Origin of the sequence: Herbaspirillum sp. (assembly GCF_035644555.1) — a bacterium.
Classification (GTDB): Bacteria; Pseudomonadota; Gammaproteobacteria; order Burkholderiales; family Burkholderiaceae_D; genus Herbaspirillum.
In genome coordinates this window covers 58,105-75,517 of sequence record NZ_DASQOH010000051.1, presented here as the reverse complement: position 1 = coordinate 75,517, position 17,413 = coordinate 58,105, and the positions used below count along the sequence as shown (strand labels likewise).

The window sequence follows — 17,413 nt, the reverse complement described above, 5'->3', positions numbered from 1 at the left end:
TGAGTTCTCTACACTGCAATGCAACATAACACACAACGTCAAGGATCGAATCATGGCAACCATCGCACAAAGCACCAACAGCACCTTCAAGAGCAAGTTCGCCGCCGTCATGCGCAACATCTTCATCCACTTCGTCAAGGCCCACGAGCTGCAAGCCGTTGCTCTGGTCGCCGCCGAACAGGATCGCGCATCGGGCACCCGCCAGCTGAACCGCATGGCCGACAAGTTCGAAGCTACCCAGCCGAACCTGGCTGCTGAACTGCGCTTCATCGCTTCGCGCGGTTAATCGAAGGTTTCTGCTTCACCAGATTCAGGTTTTACCCGTCGCGCATGACACTTGCGTGACGCTGGCACCAGGTCCTGGAGATCGGTGCCGGTATCAAGGATTTCGGTAGTTCCGGCGCGTACGGCGCTTATGTTGACGCTGATTCGATCAACGCGTCAGGACACCGATCCGTTGTCTCCTCCTCCCTCTTTAGGAAGGATTAACCCCGTAGGCCATGCCTGCGGGGTTTTTTTTCGCCATCGCGAACCGTCGTTGCGACCTAGATATTCACCGCCGACGCTGTTGCAGTCAAACGACGTTGCAAAATCGCCGCAATGACCTCTGGCTACCGCCCCATGGCCAACCGGCCCAAGTCCGCACAGGGATGCACGGCCCATTACAGGAGCGGGTTTGCGGCGGGTCCGGAGTGCCTCCGCCATCCTGGCTGGGGCATATTCACAAACCCTATATCTGATATGAGAACTCTAAAGTAGTCATACAGCCGCCCGCCAAGCATACTGCGACGCAACAACAGTGAAATTGAACACCGCGCAGTCGTGTCGCGGTCTGATTATCAGAGGTAGAAATATCATGTCCTTCCTGAACCTGGCCTTTCCTGCAGAAGCAGCCCTGCCTTTCGCACAATCCCTGATGGGAATGCTGGCCGCCTATGTCCGTCCGGCACTGGGTCTGGGGGCACTGGTAACGCTGATGATGGTGTTCAAGCCGCTGATCCTGGGTCTGGCGCAAGCCGCCGTGCTGCTGGTCAAGCCGCGCAAGTCGCTGGAGCAACGTATCCTGGCGCACAAGTTCAGCGGCAAGCGCATGCTCAACCGCATGGCCAACGAATACAGCATGACCCAACCGAATTTTGCAGCCGAGCTGCGCAACATGGCCGCGCGCGACTGAAGTCCGGTCCCGCCATGTAGTGCGACCTCTGATCCGTCTTCTGGTCGTTTTGTAGTTTTGTAGTACGTACTGTGTCTCCTCCTCCCTCTTTAGGAAGGATTAGCCCCGCCAGCGCAAGCTCGCGGGGCTTTTTTTATCCACAGCCCGGACCCGGGCCGGCGGCAACGTGATAACTTGTTCACCCGCCAACCTTCACAGCATTTCCGCAACACATCATGTGCCAGCTCCTCGGGATGAACTGCAACACCCCCACCGATATCGTCTTCAGCTTCACCGGCTTTGCCACCCGGGGCGGCCTGACCGACCACCACCGTGATGGCTGGGGCATTGCCTTCTTCGAGGGCTCGGGCGTGCGCACCTTCGTCGACCACCAGGCGGCCGTCGATTCCCCCGTGGCCGAACTGATCAAGCGCTACCCGATCAAGTCGCAGCACGTGATTGCCCACATCCGCAAGGCCACCCAGGGCCGTGTCACACTGGCCAACTGCCATCCCTTCGTGCGCGAACTGTGGGGGCGCTACTGGGTATTTGCCCACAACGGCGACCTGAAGAACTTCACGCCCGAGCTAGATGGCCCCTATCGCCCGGTCGGCACCACCGACAGCGAACTGGCCTTCTGCTACATCCTGCAGGAAATGCGCAAGCGCTTCGGCGACACCCTGCCCCTGCTGGCCGACCTGCGCGCTGCGCTGCGCGAGATCGTCGATGGCATCGCCAGCCACGGCACCTTCAACATGCTGCTCTCGGACGGCTCGGCGCTCTATACCCACTGTTCCACGCATCTCTATTACATCGTCCGCCAGCACCCTTTCACCACCGCCAAGTTGTCTGACGACGACCTCTCGGTCGACTTTGCCGAAGTCACCACCACCAATGACCGGGTCGCCGTCATCGTGACGCAGCCTTTGACCAACAATGAAGTCTGGACCGCTTTCCAGGCAGGTGAAATGAAGATCTTTGTCGACGGTAACGTGGTCGACTGAGCAACCCGGCTGCCAAGCACAGTCACCTGTCCACAGCCAAATCCGCCGCAAAAATCCACTTTTGCACAGGCTGTTACAAAAAAGGCGGACGGATTGGTCGCCTAGTCTTATCCACAGCTGATGACTCTGTCCCCCCAACACCGCCCGCTCACGGGCCTTCCGGTGTCAGGATGACGCTGCGCTGCTGCGCAGCCTGTGGATAGTTCAGATTTTTCAGGGATTTTTGCCGGTCGCCCTGTGGATAACTTAAGTTTACCGGAGTAAAATGCGTCCCTCGTTTCGCGCCCGGACGACTTCGTCCATCCAGGCCCGTCCTCCGGACGCGGCAGGCGGGCGCCGCACTTATCCGATAAGAAAGCTTCATGGAAAACTTCTGGCAGGCTTGCTCCCATAAACTCGAGCAGGAGCTGACCCCTCAGCAATACAGCGCCTGGATCAAGCCGCTGGTGCCGCTCGACTTCGAGGATGGGCTCTTGCGCATCGCCGCGCCCAATCGCTTCAAGCTGGACTGGGTCAAGACCCAGTTCGCCAACCGCATCACCGCACTGGCCTGCGAATACTGGGACGCACCGACCGAAGTCCAGTTCGTGCTGGACCCCCGCGGCAACCAGGGCCGGCGTCCGGCCGCCAGCCCGCAAGCGGGCGGCGGCGGTGCCAGCGGTCTGGGCCTGCCCAACCACGAACAGCTGCACCTGGACCCCGAACCGGCTCAGCCCGTGCGGGCGGTGGCACCGCGCCAGGAGCAGTCGCGCATCAACCCGGTCCTGACCTTCGACAACCTGGTTACCGGTAAGGCCAACCAGCTGGCCCGCGCGGCCGCCACCCAGGTCGCCAACAACCCCGGTACCTCGTACAACCCGCTGTTCCTGTATGGCGGCGTGGGTCTGGGTAAGACCCACATCATCCACGCCATCGGCAACCAGGTGCTTGTGGATAACCCGGGCGCCAAGATCCGCTACATCCACGCCGAACAGTACGTGCGTGACGTGGTCACGGCCTACCAGCGCAAGGGTTTCGACGACTTCAAGCGCTATTACCATTCGCTGGACCTGCTGCTGATCGACGATATCCAGTTCTTCGGCGGCAAGAGCCGCACCCAGGAAGAATTCTTCTACGCCTTCGAAGCCCTGATCGCGGCCAAGAAACAGATCATCATCACCAGTGATACCTATCCCAAGGAAATCAGCGGCATGGATGACCGCCTGATCTCCCGCTTCGACTCCGGCCTGACGGTGGCCATCGAGCCGCCCGAGCTGGAGATGCGCGTGGCCATCCTGATGAAGAAGGCCGCCGCCGAGGATGTGGTGCTGTCCGATGACGTCGCCTTCTTCGTCGCCAAGCATCTGCGCTCCAACGTGCGCGAGCTGGAAGGCGCGCTGCGCAAGATCCTGGCCTACTCGCGCTTCCACGGCAAGGACATCACCATCGATGTCGTCAAGGAAGCCCTGAAGGACCTGCTGTCGGTGCAGAATCGCCAGATCTCGGTGGAGAACATCCAGAAGACGGTGGCCGACTTCTTCAACATCAAGGTCGCCGACATGTATTCCAAGAAGCGTCCGGCCAACATCGCCCGCCCGCGCCAGATCGCCATGTACCTGGCCAAGGAGCTGACCCAGAAGAGCCTGCCGGAAATCGGCGACCTCTTCGGCGGCCGCGACCACACCACGGTGTTGCATGCGGTCCGCAAGATCGCCGCCGACCGCGCCAAGAGCCCGGAATGCAACCACGAGCTGCACGTGCTGGAGCAAACCCTCAAGGGTTGATCCAGGCTGCCACCGGCAGCGCCTGTGGATAAGATGACCATGCCGCCCGCGTCCGCGCCGGCGGCATTTTCTTTTCCACAACGAAACTTCCAGGCTCCCCGGCGCGCAAGCCTGTGGATAAAATAACCGGTCCGCCTGCGGCGCTTCCTCTGCCCGGGGAGGGGGAATTTTCCCTTCCCGACCACCGGATTTTTGCTCCTCAGGCGCCCACCCTCCCCCCTGGCGGGCTACTCCGAAGAGGGGATGATTGGTACAATGGAAGGCGTTATTTCGCAGGCGGACGCAAGGGCCGGCCACGGAGCAGGAAATCCGCGGAATAGCACGGAAACTTCGAATAAATACCCGGAAAAACCCGGCAAAAGTATTCAAATGTTCCAAACGTATAGCCAAGTGTTTCTGGCTGCCCACCATTGTCTTACCTACCTGGACAATCGCGGGTCGCTGTATCACCAGCTTTGCGGGAACGGATTCCGGACCGGTCGCTTACCGGTCATGCCACATGCAGGAGCGTTGCATATTCAGGCAGGTTGCAGTGCAGACAGCGTTTTTCACCAGAGGAGGAACACGCGCAAGATGGGCATGACGCAAAGCCGGCCGACGGCATCCTTTAAACCATTACTAGCAAGGACAAACTGACTATGCAATTGGTTAAAACCCAACGAGACACGCTCCTGCGTCCTCTGCAGATCGTGAGTGGTATTGTCGAGCGTCGGCACACATTGCCGATTCTGGCCAATATCCTCATCCGCAAGGACGGCGAGAAGGTCTCTTTCCTGTCCACCGACATCGAAGTGCAGATCACCACGCACGCCGACGTCGGCTCCGGCAATGAAACGACCGCCACCACCGTGGCCGCCCGCAAGCTGCTCGACATCCTGCGCGCCCTGCCCGACTCCGGCGAAGTCGCCATTTCCCTGTCCAACAAGCGCCTGACCGTGCAATCGGGCAAGTCCCGCTTCGCCCTGCAGACGCTGGCCGCCGAGGAATTCCCGACGGTCGCCCAGGCCGAGCACTACAACGCCCAGGTGAACCTGCCGCAGAAGACCCTGAAGCACCTGTTCAACATGGTCCACTTCGCCATGGCCCAGCAGGATATCCGCTACTACCTCAACGGCCTGCTGCTGGTGGTCGAAGGCAAGAACGTGATCGCGGTCGCCACCGACGGCCACCGCCTGGCCTTCTGCCAGGTCGAGACCGAACAGGACTTCCCGCGCCAGGAAGTGATCATCCCGCGCAAGACCATCATCGAACTGCAACGTCTGCTCGACGACAGCGACGATGAAGTCCAGCTGCAGATCGCCAACAACCAGGTCAAGCTGACCTTCGCCGACATCGAGCTGATCTCCAAGCTGGTCGAAGGCAAGTTCCCCGACTACACCCGCGTGGTGCCCAAGGGCTACAAGAACAGCTTCACCATCAGTCGCGACCAGCTGCTGCGCTCGCTGCAACGCGCCGCCATCATGACCAGCGACAAGTTCAAGGGCGTGCGCTGGGTGATCGCCCCCGGCAGCCTGAAGATCAGCTCCACCAACGCCGACCAGGAAGAAGCGGTCGAAGAACTGGAAATCGACTACGGCGGCGACACCGTCGACATCGGTTTCAACGTCAGCTACCTGCTCGACGTGCTCAACAACCTGAAGAACGACTACGTCAACATCGCCCTGGGCGATGCCAATTCCTCGGCCCTGATCACCATCCCCGAGAACGCCGACTTCAAGTACGTCGTCATGCCGATGCGGATCTGAGCAACACCGCTCCACGCGCCCGAGGGGCCGTCCCAGACGGCCCCTCGGTTGCTTTTAAGAATTCCAAGAATCCTCCGACGAATTCCGTTTTTTGCAGTCCCCTAGTCGTTTGGCTAGCAATTTCAGAAGGTAACCATGTCCTCCAGCCCCGCAGACAACACCAATTCCGCGCAACAAAGCTATGGCGCTTCTTCCATCCAGATCCTGGAAGGCCTGGAGGCGGTGCGCAAGCGTCCCGGCATGTACATTGGCGACACCTCTGACGGCACCGGCCTGCACCACCTGGTGTTCGAAGTGCTGGACAACTCCATCGACGAAGCCCTGGCAGGCTACTGCAGCGAGATCCACGTCACCATCCACGCCGACAACTCCATCTCCATCACCGACAACGGCCGCGGCATTCCCACCGGCCTGAAGATGGACGACAAGCACGAACCCAAGCGCTCCGCCGCCGAGATCGTGATGACCGAGCTGCACGCCGGCGGCAAGTTCGACCAGAACTCCTACAAGGTCTCCGGCGGCTTGCACGGCGTGGGCGTGTCCTGCGTGAATGCACTGTCGAAGAAACTGAAGCTGACCATCCGTCGCGACGGCAAGCACTACGCCATGGAATTCGCCAAGGGCATCGTCCAGAACCGCGAACTCGAAATGATCGACGGCGTGCAGGTCTCGCCCATCAAGGTCGTGGGCGAATCCGACAAGCGCGGCACCGAAGTCCACTTCTGGGCCGACGAAGAAATCTTCACCCACGTCGAATTCCACTACGAGATCCTGGCCAAACGCATCCGCGAACTGTCCTTCCTCAACAACGGCGTGCACATCAAGCTGACCGACCAGCGCACCGGCAAGGAAGAAGACTTCGCCTTCGAAGGCGGCACCCGCGGCTTCGTCGAATACATCAACAAGAACAAGAGCATCCTCAACCCGACCATCTTCCAGGCCACCGGCGAGAAGCAATCCGACCAGGGCACGCTGGTCTCGGTGGACGTCTCCATGCAATGGAACGACGCCTTCAACGAACAGGTGCTCTGCTTCACCAACAACATCCCCCAGCGTGACGGCGGCACCCACCTGACCGGCCTGCGCGCCGCCATGACCCGCGTCATCAACAAGTACATCGAAGAAAACGATCTCGCCAAGAAGGCCAAGGTCGAAATCTCCGGCGACGACATGCGCGAAGGCCTGACCTGCGTGCTCTCGGTGAAGGTACCCGAACCCAAGTTCAGCTCCCAGACCAAGGACAAGCTGGTCTCCAGCGAAGTGCGCGGCCCCGTGGAAGAAATCGTCGCCAAGACCCTGACCGACTTCCTCGCCGAGAAGCCCAACGACGCCAAGATCATCTGCGGCAAGATCGTCGAAGCCGCCCGCGCCCGCGAAGCCGCCCGCAAGGCCCGCGAACTGACCCGCCGCAAGGGCGTCATGGACGGCCTGGGTTTGTCGTCCAAACTGGCCGACTGCCAGGAACGCGACCCGGCCCTGTGCGAGCTCTACATCGTCGAGGGTGACTCCGCAGGCGGCTCGGCCAAGCAAGGCCGCGACCGCAAGTTCCAGGCCATCCTGCCGCTGCGCGGCAAGGTGCTGAACGTGGAGAAGGCACGCTTCGAGAAGATGCTCTCCTCCGAACAGATCACCACCCTCATTGCCACCCTGGGCACCAGCATCGGCGCTGACGAGTTCAACCCGGACAAGCTGCGCTACCACCGCATCATCATCATGACCGACGCCGACGTCGACGGCGCCCACATCCGCACCCTGCTGCTGACCCTGTTCTATCGCCAGATGCCGGCCCTGGTCGAACGCGGCCACATCTACATCGCCCAGCCGCCGCTGTACAAGGTCAAGGCCGGCAAGGACGAGCGCTACCTCAAGGACGATATCGAGGAAGCGCAATACATGATGCAGATCGCCCTGAACGACGCCGAGATCAAGCCCGCCGAAGACGCCCCCGCCATCAGCGGCGATGCACTGATCGAACTGGCCCGCCAGTACAACACCGCCAACGCCATCATCATGCGCCTTTCGCGCGCCATCGATGACGCCGCCTTGAGCGCCATCATGACCGGCGGCGTGGTGCTGAAGATGGAAAACATCGAACAAGCCACCGCCACCGCGGCCGAACTGAAGAAGGCCATCAACGACAGCAACATCGACGTGCAAGCCCGCGTGGACGAGCTCAGCGAAAAGGTCGCCCTGCACATCCACCGTCGCCAGCATGGCAACATCAAGGCCACCGTGATCGATGCCGACTTCGTCAGCGGCCCTGATTACCAGGTGCTCTCCACCGCCGCCGAGACCTTCAAGGGCCTCATCCGCAAGGGCGCCACGGTGGCCCGTGGCCAGGGCGAAAAGCGCAAGGAATCCGCCATCACCGACTTCCGCCAGGCCATGGGCTGGCTGCGCGACGAAGCCGAACGCGGCGTCAACAAGCAGCGCTACAAAGGCCTGGGCGAGATGAACCCCGAGCAGCTGTGGGAGACCACGATGGACCCGACCGTGCGCCGTTTGTTGAAGGTGCAGATCGAGGATGCGATTGCGGCTGACCAGATCTTCATGACGCTCATGGGCGATGACGTGGAGCCGCGTCGGGCGTTTATTGAGTCCAATGCGTTGCAGGCGGGGAATATTGATGTTTGATTCTTAGCCCAGTGAAGCTGGCAAGAACAAAGCGCCACTTCCTTCAAAATAGATAGCGTTCCTGTAAGTAAAAAGAGAGTCCTTAGTTCACTAAGGACTCTCTTTTTTTATGATCGAACTGGGCGGTACGGTTCCTTCGTAGCGGACTTGTGAATATTTCCTTCTCGGCAACCAGATACACTTGGGCCTGTGAAACAACTCATTGATTTGATCGGGGGCTGTCCTTATTCCAACATCGGACACCTTTGTCCGATGCTTTGATTCAGTGGCTAGAGATAGATTGATTTAGGCGATTAAGAGGCGGCCAGTGGCACTCTGCTTGAGCAAAATTGGTATCCCCTAGCTAGCCGCGACATTTCCCCTTGTTAATTCCGCTTCTGGAAAGTTCATTTGAAATAAAAGCTACATTTTTGCTAGGCGCGGCTCTGTGTAACGCACGTCCCGGATTCACAAAGCTTAAAATTCAAAACTGGTTTTTCACCTATGGCGTTTCATCGTACTTCTGTCGACATGGCATTCGTAGAAGTGGTGGATGGAAGTCCATTAGTCATTTTTATTTCTGATGCAAAAATGCTTCAAAGAGGTCTTATGACGACATTCTATAAAGCCACCGCTTCATCTGACGGCTTCATACAGAAAGAAGCTAGGCGTGTTCTGGCGTCGTGGACTTATTACGACGTTCTCGCCGATATGCTCGCTGAATTTCCAAGCCTTGAGCTATATCTAGCTGGTGGAGCGTTACGAGATGTCCTCTTGAACAATCGTCGTCCAGTACAAGATGTTGACCTTTTCTTTGCTGGAATCGAGAAAGAAGCAATAGTTGGGTTTCTTCAAACAAAAGGCCGAGTAGAGGATGGCCCGTTTGGATCGCCTAGGTGGTATGCACCTGAAGACACTTCGACTTACGCCGACGTTATACCGATCAGAAGTTTTCACAATGGTCTCTGGCAGTGTTTTGACATCAAGGACGTATTAAACCAATTTGATTTCACTGGAAACGCAATTTCTCTGCATCTGCGAACTTGGGATATTTGTGATCCCCAAAACTCATTGAGAGATCTATCGGCCAGGGTTATGCGTGCCGTGCGATTTGACTTTCCAGACGAGGTGATCAGCCCGCAATGCCCACTCACGCGCCTATGCGTACTCTGGTTCAGAATCCTTCATTACGCTGCCGAGCTAGAGCTAACTATCGAACCGGTTACGAAAAGATGGCTTGCTGCACATTCATCTTATGAATCTCAAGCCAGCCTGTTCGCACGATATTTTTTTACACCCAATCTCTCCGGCGTTTCTGCGTTCCGCTAACGTGGTCTCACCATCAGAGTTTAATAGCACGGATATATGATCCCGGCCAATCAAACCGACGCAGCAAAAAAAATTGTCGCACAACTGATGGGCGTCAACGGTGTAGCGGCGCAAGCGGTAGACAGCGGTGTCATGACGCATAAAGTGCTCGTTCAACATCCGATGTTTGGCGAATTTATCGTTCGCTTTTATCCTACCGAGCGATCGCATGTCGTCAATTACGAGCCGGATTTATTCACGCGCCTACACACGGTTGGAATCGTTTGTCCGGAAGTAATAGCAGACTCTCGCTCAGGGCCTTCGAGCAACTTATCTTATGTTGTCTATCGCCCTATTCCCGGGGTGACTTTGGACAGCCGGATGTCACTAATGGATGATGCGGCGCTAGCTCAGATAGCCTCTGATATCGCCGATATTCTTAAAAGAATCTCCCGACTGGAAGTCCAAGGATTCGGTGACTTGATCAATGCCGAGCTCGGAGCGTCAAATACGTGCCGCCAATTCATTAACAGCGCCTTCGGTATCGACTTTTCATCATTGCAAGCCAGCGGTATTCTCCCGAGTGAATGGTGCGAGAGACTCATTGAGTTGCGAGCTAATCTCCGAACAATAGATCTACCTCTTTCTCCATCCTTGGCTTGGGGTGATCTCTCTCCACAAAACGTCATCGTAGACCGGAACAATCGTGTCGCCGGAATCATTGATCTCGAAAGTATGATCGCCTGTGATGCGCTAACCACAGCTGGGTTCTTTTTTGCTCGTCACGGGAAGACGCGGCTGTATGCCGCGCTTCGTTCGCATATCTTCTGGAACGACAATGCCCCACGATTTCATTTGTACAGCGTTCTGCGCGCGGTACGAATTCTTCGCTACGCAAGTTTGCCATTACCAACGGGTATTGCACGCATACCTATTGAAAAGTTGCTACCAGGGGCAGGAGAAAGTCTTTTCTGGCTGAGCAAAGCAAGAATGCAGAAAGACTGACTGTAAGGTCAGTGGTCTAGAAAATTTTGATAACGAATATCTCTAGGGGAATCAGATGTCGGGCAATGCTAATGATCAGGTCGCGGCGGAGGTTAATAACACTGCTCAGAGCGGCGCGTCTGATAATCGCACGCCTTCTGTGCGAAGCAATCGTAATATCTGGGTTGAGTTAGTCGTGGCAATCTTGATAGTCAGCATTACGATATGGTGCGCATGTCGGTGGTACTCCCAATATCAGTTGGTAAGCGCGAAAGCAAATGTCGAGTATAGAACGACATTTGATTTGCGGGAAAAGTCAATGCTGAAACCTGGCCCATCTACCTTCAAGTACGATAGTCAAACAAAGGAGCTGATCTACGTCGGGAGTATTGATGACGGCACGAAAGAGTTGCTCACAAAATTGCTGTATAGCGTCTCGGAAAAAGATCAAGAAACCACGAAACCGGCATTTGACGCGGCTTTGGATGACCTAGCCTATCGATCAAACAAGTCTAAGACAGATTTTACGGCCTCTCTGCTCTTTCTGATGAGTCTTACGGCCGTCTTGGGCGTGCAGTTGCGCACTATGTCCGATTTTATTGGGAACGCTTGCTATAAAGGTGATCTTGACTTGTCTCGTTGGTGGCCGTGGTATGTGTTGCGTCCGTTCATGGGTTTCCTAATTGGCGCGATGTTGATTGTGCTTGTTCAGGAGGGACTGTTGCAGCTGGCAAGTCTGCATTCTCGAGGAATTCATTGGTGGATAGGAATCGCATTTGTAGCGGGGTTTGGCACGCAGGACATCACTGGTCGTTTGCGGCAAATCTCCAAAGCTCTGTTTGGTGTTGCCGAAGGAAGCGACACTAAGGTCGGGAAAGGCACGGGTACCTAGTGCCTGCCCCAGTTTATCGTTAGCAAGTTAAGGAATCGGAGTCCAGTCTGATACCGGACTTCGGTTTAATGTAAAAAGGTTCCTTTGTCAGAGCGTCGCAAGCCACATCCATACGAGCCTTTTATGTTTTCCCGTTGTGTCTTTGCCTGAACTCATCTCATCTGGCGCGATGTTCCGCCTTGCTCCGTAAGGCCTCGTAAAGCTGCCCAGGCCCAAGCAGGATATCGCGCAGACCATCGCGCACACGCTCTGAACCTAGTGCCTGGGTACTCATGCTCTGGTGCGCATCCAGGGCGTCCATGATGGCGTTCAGCATCGCCTCCTTGAGATCAGGTGAATTGGCAAAGTGCTCCTTGCTGTTGCTTGCCGCCTGACGCAGCAAGGTCTCGTTCTCCAGCAGCTTCCCCTTGAGCACGCCATTGACGTACACCAGTTGGTCTCCATTGGAGAGATCCCCCTCGAACAAGCCATTCACCAATTCGATGATTTCCGTGAGGTAGGCTTCCTGCTTCTCCTGCACGCTGCCACTTCCCACGGCATCCATGGGCTGCAGCTTGTATTCCCCTTCCCCGCGCAGACCCAGGGTCTGCTTGCCGCGATTCTTGAGCGTGTGATGTGTCAGGACGACCTTGCTCAGGTCCACCGTGTCCCGTTTGCGACCGAACAGCTCCAGTGTCTTGGCCTTGGGTGTGGCGGTAAAGGCGACGTAGGTTAGCCCCTTTACACCCGGACGCGCTTCCATCTGCGCGGTCAGCAGCGCTTCGGTGTCCACTTCTCCGCCGTCCTGCAGTTCGGCCCACTCCTGCGCCGACAGCAGTTGCTTGAGCTTGGCTGCTGCCTCGCCGCTTTGTGAGCTGTGCGCTTCGTCAGCAATGACCGCAAAACGCTTGCCTTCGGTCGCAGCCAGTTCTTGCACCGCTTGCAATGCAAAGGGAAAGGTCTGGATGGTGCAGACGATGATCTTCTTTCCTGCCTTGAGTGCCTGCCCCAGTTGGGTACTCTTGCTGCCGTGTTCGTTGGTAATGGTGGCCACCACGCCGGTGGTACGCTCGAAATCGAAGATGGCTTCCTGCAACTGCGCATCCAGCACCGTGCGGTCACTGACCACCAGGATGCTGTCGAACACCTTCTTGCTCTGGGCGTCGTGCAGGTCCGCCAGGAAGTGTGCGGTCCACGCAATCGAATTGGTCTTGCCGGAACCGGCCGAATGCTGGATCAGGTAGCGCTCCCCTGCCCCCTTCTCCAGTACATCGGCCACCAGCTTGCGGGTCGCATCCAGCTGGTGATAGCGCGGGAAGATCACCGCCTGCGGCTGCTTCTTGTCGTTGCGTTTGCTGATGAGGTAGCGGTGCAGGATGTCCAGCCAGCTATCGACGGCCCAGACCTCTTCCCACAGATAGGACGTCGCGTAACCGTCAGGATTGGGGGCGTTACCGGCGCCACCTTCATTGCCCTGGTTAAAGGGCAGGAAATGGGTTGCGGTACCCGCCAGGCGCGTGCTCATCATCACCTCGGACTGGCTCACCGCAAAGTGGACCAGCGCCCCGCCCGGGAAACCCAGCAACGGCTCCACCACACCACCCTTGGGCTGGGGATGGCGGTCTTCCCGATACTGGTCCACCGCGTCATGCACGCTCTGCGTGAAATTGCTTTTCAATTCCGCTGTGGCCACGGCGATGCCATTGAGGAACAACACCAGATCCAGCTCGGCCTTGGGATTGTTGGGCGAGTGGCAAACCTGGCGCACCACGCGCAGGCGATTGGCGGCGTAGCGGGCCTGGATGGCCGGGTTCAGCGCCAATGCCGGCTTGAATTGCGCCAGCTCCAGCGGTGCTGTCAGGCCCAGCATTTCCACGCCCCGACGCAGTACATCGAGCGTGCCGCGCTCATTCATGTTCTTGCGGATACGATCAGCCAACACCTGCGGCAGGGCCGCGCCGTGGGTCTTGGAGAGGCGTTGCCAGTTGTCCGGTTGCGTGGTCTCTAGGCCAACTTTTCCTACTAGCGCTAGGCTATTCGTTCTATTAAACAGCAAATCACCTTGTACAAGCAGCAGAGCTGGGTCAACTTCGTCAACGTACTTCAGATCATTAAGACATACCTGCCCATCTACAATATTCCCCATTCGGAGCACAGCCACGGAGCCTTCAGCAGATAGCGAATCTGAAATTCCATACTCAACGGAAGCAAATCTTGTTTTAAGAAAACAAATATCCCAATGCGCCGGCACCTCTCCAAGCCAAGCCACGCTAGAGTCCTTCATCGGGACGTCGGGGTTGAGACCTTTGGTGACTGCATCGGAGATAGTGGCCTGACGCTTCTCAGCCAGCAGGGCGCTGAGCTTTTCCTGCTCGGCAATCAGCGCGTCGATTTTGGCAGTTTCGCGATCGAGGAAGTTAGCGATCTCGATTTGCTCGCTATACGATGGATAAGGTACCGTAATGTTCGAGATGAGTTCTACAGATAAACCAGGTTGCGCCGCTGACACTGAGTATTGATTGAGGTCCATCGCACGTAGTAATTCTCCTAGCCACCTGGTTGCCGCAGGTTTAATTGGGGTTGCGACGACCGCGTGTTCAGATGCCCAAAACTTTCCATGTGAATAGTTCACGTTGCCGCAAAGTGCTCCTTGCCGACCTACAAGCGCAAACTTACCATCATGTGTGAAGTTAGAAGTGAAACCGCGAAGGCCATTGCCGCCATATACCGGGTATTTACCTGTCTCGGAAATCTCTTCTGATGTGATGGTTTCTCCGCTCTTCAACCTAGCGATTCTCTTTAAGGAGCAAGTCTGCCAATGTGAGGGAATATTGGGAAACCAGCCAAATCCAGTGCTCCTATACTCTGTATATCTTGGCAATTTCATTCCGCCAACTCCCCAAGCATCCTCATGATGTTAGCCGACACCGCTTTCAGCTCCTCGTCAATCGCATGCAAGCTACGCGGCGGTTCAAACACATAGAAGTGTCGATTGAACGGAATCTCGTATCCAACCTTGCTCTTCTCCGTATCAATCCATGCATCAGGCGCATGGGGCAACACCTCACGCTCGAAGTAGGCCTGGATGTCTTCGTTCAACGGGACGTTCTCGGTATCACGCAAGTTGCTGTCCGGTTGAAGCTTCCCCTTCTGCTTCCCCTTCACGCCCAGCACCGCATCGCCTGCCTCGTCACGCAAGGGGCGTTCAACGGTGATGGTGGTGTAACCGAAGTCTGCATTCTTGAAGATGCGTGAGATGGGCTGGCGCTTGATCTTGCCGCCCTCCGGCACACTGGGCAGCTTGTCGCCATTCTTGATGAGTTGCGGCTCAGCCTGCACCGTTCCTGCCGCGTCCCATACCGTGACCAGTTCGGCCTCGACGAAGCCGCCAAACAGGCGCGTCACGGTATCGATATGGTCTGTGCTCATCTCCTTGCGCTTGCTGCCCAGGCTCTTGCGCATCTTCTGCCAATAGCTGCTGGCGTCGATGAGTTGCAGGCGTCCTTTGCGTGCCGCCGGTTTCTTGTTGGACAGTATCCAGACATAGGTGGCGATGCCGGTGTTGTAGAACATGTCGGTGGGCAGCCCGATGATGGCTTCCACCAGGTCGTTCTCCAGCACATAGCGGCGGATTTCGCTTTCTCCGCTGCCGGCGCCGCCGGTGAAGAGCGGCGAGCCATTCAACACGATGCCAAAGCGGCTGCCCCCCTCGCCATTGACCACCGGCGCCATCTTCGACAACAGATGCATCAGGAACAGCATGGAGCCGTCGGAGACGCGTGGCAGGCCGGGGCCGAAGCGACCATCAAAGCCTTTCTGCTCATGCTCCAGGCGCACGGTCTTTTCCACCTTCTTCCACTCCACGCCGAAGGGCGGGTTGGAGAGCATGTAGTCGAACTTGCGGCCGGCGTGACCATCCTCGGACAAGGTATTGCCGGCGACGATGTTCTCCACCGGCTGGCCCTTGATGAGCATGTCTGCCTTGCAGATGGCGTAGGACTCGTCGTTGAGCTCCTGGCCGAACATGGTCAGCCGCGCGCGCGGGTTGTGCTCGCGCAGGAACTCGTCCGCAATCGACAGCATGCCGCCGGTACCGGCAGTGGGGTCGTAGATCGTACGCACCACGTCGCGCCCGGCGGCGAGGACATCGTCATCCTCGATGAACAGCAGGTTCACCATCAGGCGGATCACTTCACGCGGGGTGAAGTGCTCACCGGCGGTTTCATTGGAGATTTCAGCAAACTTGCGGATCAGTTCTTCGAACACCAGGCCCATGCTGGCGTTGTCCACCACGTCGGGATGCAGGTCGATGCTGGCAAATTTCTCGGTGACGAGATACAGCAGGTTGGCCTTGGCCAGGCGCTCGACCTGGGTGTGGAAGTCGAAGCGCTCGAAGATGTCACGCGCCTCAGGCGAGAACGCCTGCACGTAGGCATACAGGTTCTGCCGAATATGGTCTTGATCACCCAAGAGCTTGACCAGGTCCAGCGGCGAGGTGTTGTAGAAGCTCGTGCCCGCCTTGCGTCTCAGGAATGGCTCCGGGTTGAGGCCCGCCTTGGTTTTGGCATCGAATTCCTTCAGCACATCGGGCTTGCTTGCCTCCAGTACACAGTCCAGACGGCGCAGCACGGTGAAGGGAAGAATGACGCGGCCATATTCTGACTGTTTGTAGTCGCCGCGCAGGAGGTCGGCAACCGACCAGATGAAGGACGAGAGAGCTTGGTGATTCATGGCAGGGAAAGGATTCTTTTTTTCTAAGGTTGGTTATCGTAACATCGCTCCCTCCAGCCCGATGAAGGCTGTTCAGAAGCGCGATCCGGATCGAGGTGCAGGGACGCATGAAGCCATAGCATGCCTGCTCTTTACACAAAATCTCACATCCTCACGCAAACCGCGAATTACATCGCCGATTTCTCACTAATTGCGCGAAGCTGTGCCATCCCGCCACACCCCACCCCTCCCCGCCCCACAAAATCTTGCACATCCTCTGATGCTTGCATACCATCGAATCTCAATTCGATCACACCGCCCTGTATGAGTAACATCAAGACGAGCGCCCGAACAGTTGCCGCAGTCTTGCTCGTCCTGATGATGGGTCCGTTCTGCGCCAATATTGCCCGCGCCCAATCCCCCGCCAGCCCCGACCTCGCCCATCACGTCATCGAGATCAAGCTGGCCGATCTCAACGATGACAACCCCCTCATCGATTACCGCAAGGCGGTCCTCGAACTGGCGATGCGGGCGACCGGCAAGCGCTTCTCCATCAAGGGTTGCCAGGTGGCCGATGTGGCCACCTCCGACCAGCGTTACGTCCAGCTGATCCAGGCCGGCCAGTACTGCAACCTGATGACCACCTCCGCCGGCAGTTCCATGACCCGCGGGCTGGAAGGCATTCCCTTTCCGATCTATCTCGGCGGCGGTGGCTACCGCGTGCTGATGGCCAATACCGCCAGCCTGCAGCGCGCGCGGGATATCCGTACCCTCGACGACCTGCGCAGGTTCCGTATCGGCTCCGGCATCGGCTGGACCGACACCCACATCATGCAGGCCAACGGCCTGGATGTCGTGCAGGCCAACTATCTCAATCTCTTCGAGATGCTCAAGGCCAGGCGCTTCGACTTCTATAACCGCTCGGTCTTCGAAGCAAGCGGCGAGCTGGAGACCTACGACCGCGACCATCAGCTGGCCATCGTGCCGGACCTGGTGCTGTACTACCCGGTGGACCTGTTCTTCTACACCACGCCGGGGCGCGACGATATCCGCGACGCCCTGCTGGAAGGCCTGCGCAAGATCCATCGCAGCGGCGAGCTGGCCGAGCTGATCCGCCAGCATCGCTCCACGCGCCAGGCGCGGCAATTGCTGAAGTCGACCCATCCACGCGTCATCGTCCTCAACAATGATCGTCTCACGCCCCTGGAGCGCAAGGCCATCGAGACCTACCGCCTGGACTGGTTCAAATAAGCGGGCTTCGC

The 17,413-nt window shown here is 57.6% G+C and carries 12 protein-coding genes; 10 read left to right on the top strand and 2 right to left on the bottom strand.

Annotation, left to right across the window (positions count from 1 at the left end):
• Nucleotides 1-52: 52 nt before the first annotated feature.
• The 9 genes from VE092_RS13780 to VE092_RS13740 all read left to right on the top strand — a co-directional run bounded on the left by VE092_RS13780 (nucleotide 53) and on the right by VE092_RS13740 (nucleotide 11,462).
• Nucleotides 53-286, top strand: coding sequence for a hypothetical protein (locus tag VE092_RS13780; RefSeq protein ID WP_006463444.1), 234 nt, complete (start codon nucleotides 53-55; stop codon nucleotides 284-286).
• Nucleotides 287-856: 570 nt separating this feature from the next.
• A complete protein-coding gene (locus tag VE092_RS13775) occupies nucleotides 857-1,174 on the top strand; it encodes a hypothetical protein (protein WP_324877612.1) in 318 nt (105 codons plus the stop codon).
• Nucleotides 1,175-1,389: 215 nt separating this feature from the next.
• Nucleotides 1,390-2,157: a class II glutamine amidotransferase gene (locus VE092_RS13770; RefSeq protein WP_324877610.1), complete on the top strand. Its 768-nt coding sequence runs from the start codon at nucleotides 1,390-1,392 to the stop codon at nucleotides 2,155-2,157.
• Nucleotides 2,158-2,519: 362 nt separating this feature from the next.
• Complete coding sequence (gene dnaA, locus VE092_RS13765; RefSeq protein ID WP_324877608.1) at nucleotides 2,520-3,920, top strand: chromosomal replication initiator protein DnaA; 1,401 nt, start codon at nucleotides 2,520-2,522, stop codon at nucleotides 3,918-3,920.
• A 638-nt stretch (nucleotides 3,921-4,558) separates the two neighbouring features.
• Entirely contained in the window at nucleotides 4,559-5,665 is a 1,107-nt protein-coding gene (gene dnaN, locus VE092_RS13760) for a DNA polymerase III subunit beta (RefSeq protein WP_077236725.1), read from the top strand.
• Between the two features lie 135 nt (nucleotides 5,666-5,800).
• Nucleotides 5,801-8,299 (top strand): DNA topoisomerase (ATP-hydrolyzing) subunit B, encoded by a 2,499-nt coding sequence (gene gyrB / locus VE092_RS13755; protein ID WP_006463449.1) that lies wholly within the window; start codon nucleotides 5,801-5,803, stop codon nucleotides 8,297-8,299.
• 510 nt (nucleotides 8,300-8,809) lie between these two features.
• Nucleotides 8,810-9,607 (top strand): hypothetical protein, encoded by a 798-nt coding sequence (locus VE092_RS13750; protein WP_324877605.1) that lies wholly within the window; start codon nucleotides 8,810-8,812, stop codon nucleotides 9,605-9,607.
• Between the two features lie 36 nt (nucleotides 9,608-9,643).
• Nucleotides 9,644-10,591: an aminoglycoside phosphotransferase family protein gene (locus VE092_RS13745; RefSeq protein ID WP_324877603.1), complete on the top strand. Its 948-nt coding sequence runs from the start codon at nucleotides 9,644-9,646 to the stop codon at nucleotides 10,589-10,591.
• Nucleotides 10,592-10,646: 55 nt separating this feature from the next.
• Nucleotides 10,647-11,462, top strand: coding sequence for a hypothetical protein (locus VE092_RS13740; RefSeq protein WP_324877600.1), 816 nt, complete (start codon nucleotides 10,647-10,649; stop codon nucleotides 11,460-11,462).
• Between the two features lie 157 nt (nucleotides 11,463-11,619).
• Here the strand turns inward: VE092_RS13740 and VE092_RS13735 are convergent, their stop codons facing one another.
• A complete protein-coding gene (locus VE092_RS13735; protein WP_324877598.1) occupies nucleotides 11,620-14,328 on the bottom strand; it encodes a restriction endonuclease subunit S in 2,709 nt (902 codons plus the stop codon).
• A complete protein-coding gene (locus VE092_RS13730) occupies nucleotides 14,325-16,172 on the bottom strand; it encodes a class I SAM-dependent DNA methyltransferase (RefSeq protein ID WP_324877595.1) in 1,848 nt (615 codons plus the stop codon). The genes VE092_RS13735 and VE092_RS13730 overlap by 4 nt, the downstream gene beginning before the upstream one ends.
• 357 nt (nucleotides 16,173-16,529) lie before the next feature.
• On the opposite strand from VE092_RS13730, the gene VE092_RS13725 reads away from it, so the two are divergent.
• Nucleotides 16,530-17,402: a hypothetical protein gene (locus tag VE092_RS13725; RefSeq protein WP_324877593.1), complete on the top strand. Its 873-nt coding sequence runs from the start codon at nucleotides 16,530-16,532 to the stop codon at nucleotides 17,400-17,402.
• Nucleotides 17,403-17,413: the final 11 nt, after the last annotated feature.

Excerpts from the sequence above, each read along its gene's own strand:
- gyrB (WP_006463449.1), top strand. The coding sequence starts at position 5,801 with ATGTCCTCCAGCCCCGCAGACAACACCAATTCCGCGCAACAAAGCTAT.
- VE092_RS13745 (WP_324877603.1), top strand. The coding sequence starts at position 9,644 with ATGATCCCGGCCAATCAAACCGACGCAGCAAAAAAAATTGTCGCACAA.
- VE092_RS13740 (WP_324877600.1), top strand. The coding sequence starts at position 10,647 with ATGTCGGGCAATGCTAATGATCAGGTCGCGGCGGAGGTTAATAACACT.
- VE092_RS13775 (WP_324877612.1), top strand. The coding sequence starts at position 857 with ATGTCCTTCCTGAACCTGGCCTTTCCTGCAGAAGCAGCCCTGCCTTTC.
- VE092_RS13725 (WP_324877593.1), top strand. The coding sequence starts at position 16,530 with ATGATGGGTCCGTTCTGCGCCAATATTGCCCGCGCCCAATCCCCCGCC.
- VE092_RS13735 (WP_324877598.1), bottom strand. The coding sequence starts at position 14,328 with ATGAAATTGCCAAGATATACAGAGTATAGGAGCACTGGATTTGGCTGG.
- VE092_RS13730 (WP_324877595.1), bottom strand. The coding sequence starts at position 16,172 with ATGAATCACCAAGCTCTCTCGTCCTTCATCTGGTCGGTTGCCGACCTC.
- VE092_RS13780 (WP_006463444.1), top strand. The coding sequence starts at position 53 with ATGGCAACCATCGCACAAAGCACCAACAGCACCTTCAAGAGCAAGTTC.
- dnaN (WP_077236725.1), top strand. The coding sequence starts at position 4,559 with ATGCAATTGGTTAAAACCCAACGAGACACGCTCCTGCGTCCTCTGCAG.
- VE092_RS13770 (WP_324877610.1), top strand. The coding sequence starts at position 1,390 with ATGTGCCAGCTCCTCGGGATGAACTGCAACACCCCCACCGATATCGTC.
- VE092_RS13750 (WP_324877605.1), top strand. The coding sequence starts at position 8,810 with ATGGCATTCGTAGAAGTGGTGGATGGAAGTCCATTAGTCATTTTTATT.
- dnaA (WP_324877608.1), top strand. The coding sequence starts at position 2,520 with ATGGAAAACTTCTGGCAGGCTTGCTCCCATAAACTCGAGCAGGAGCTG.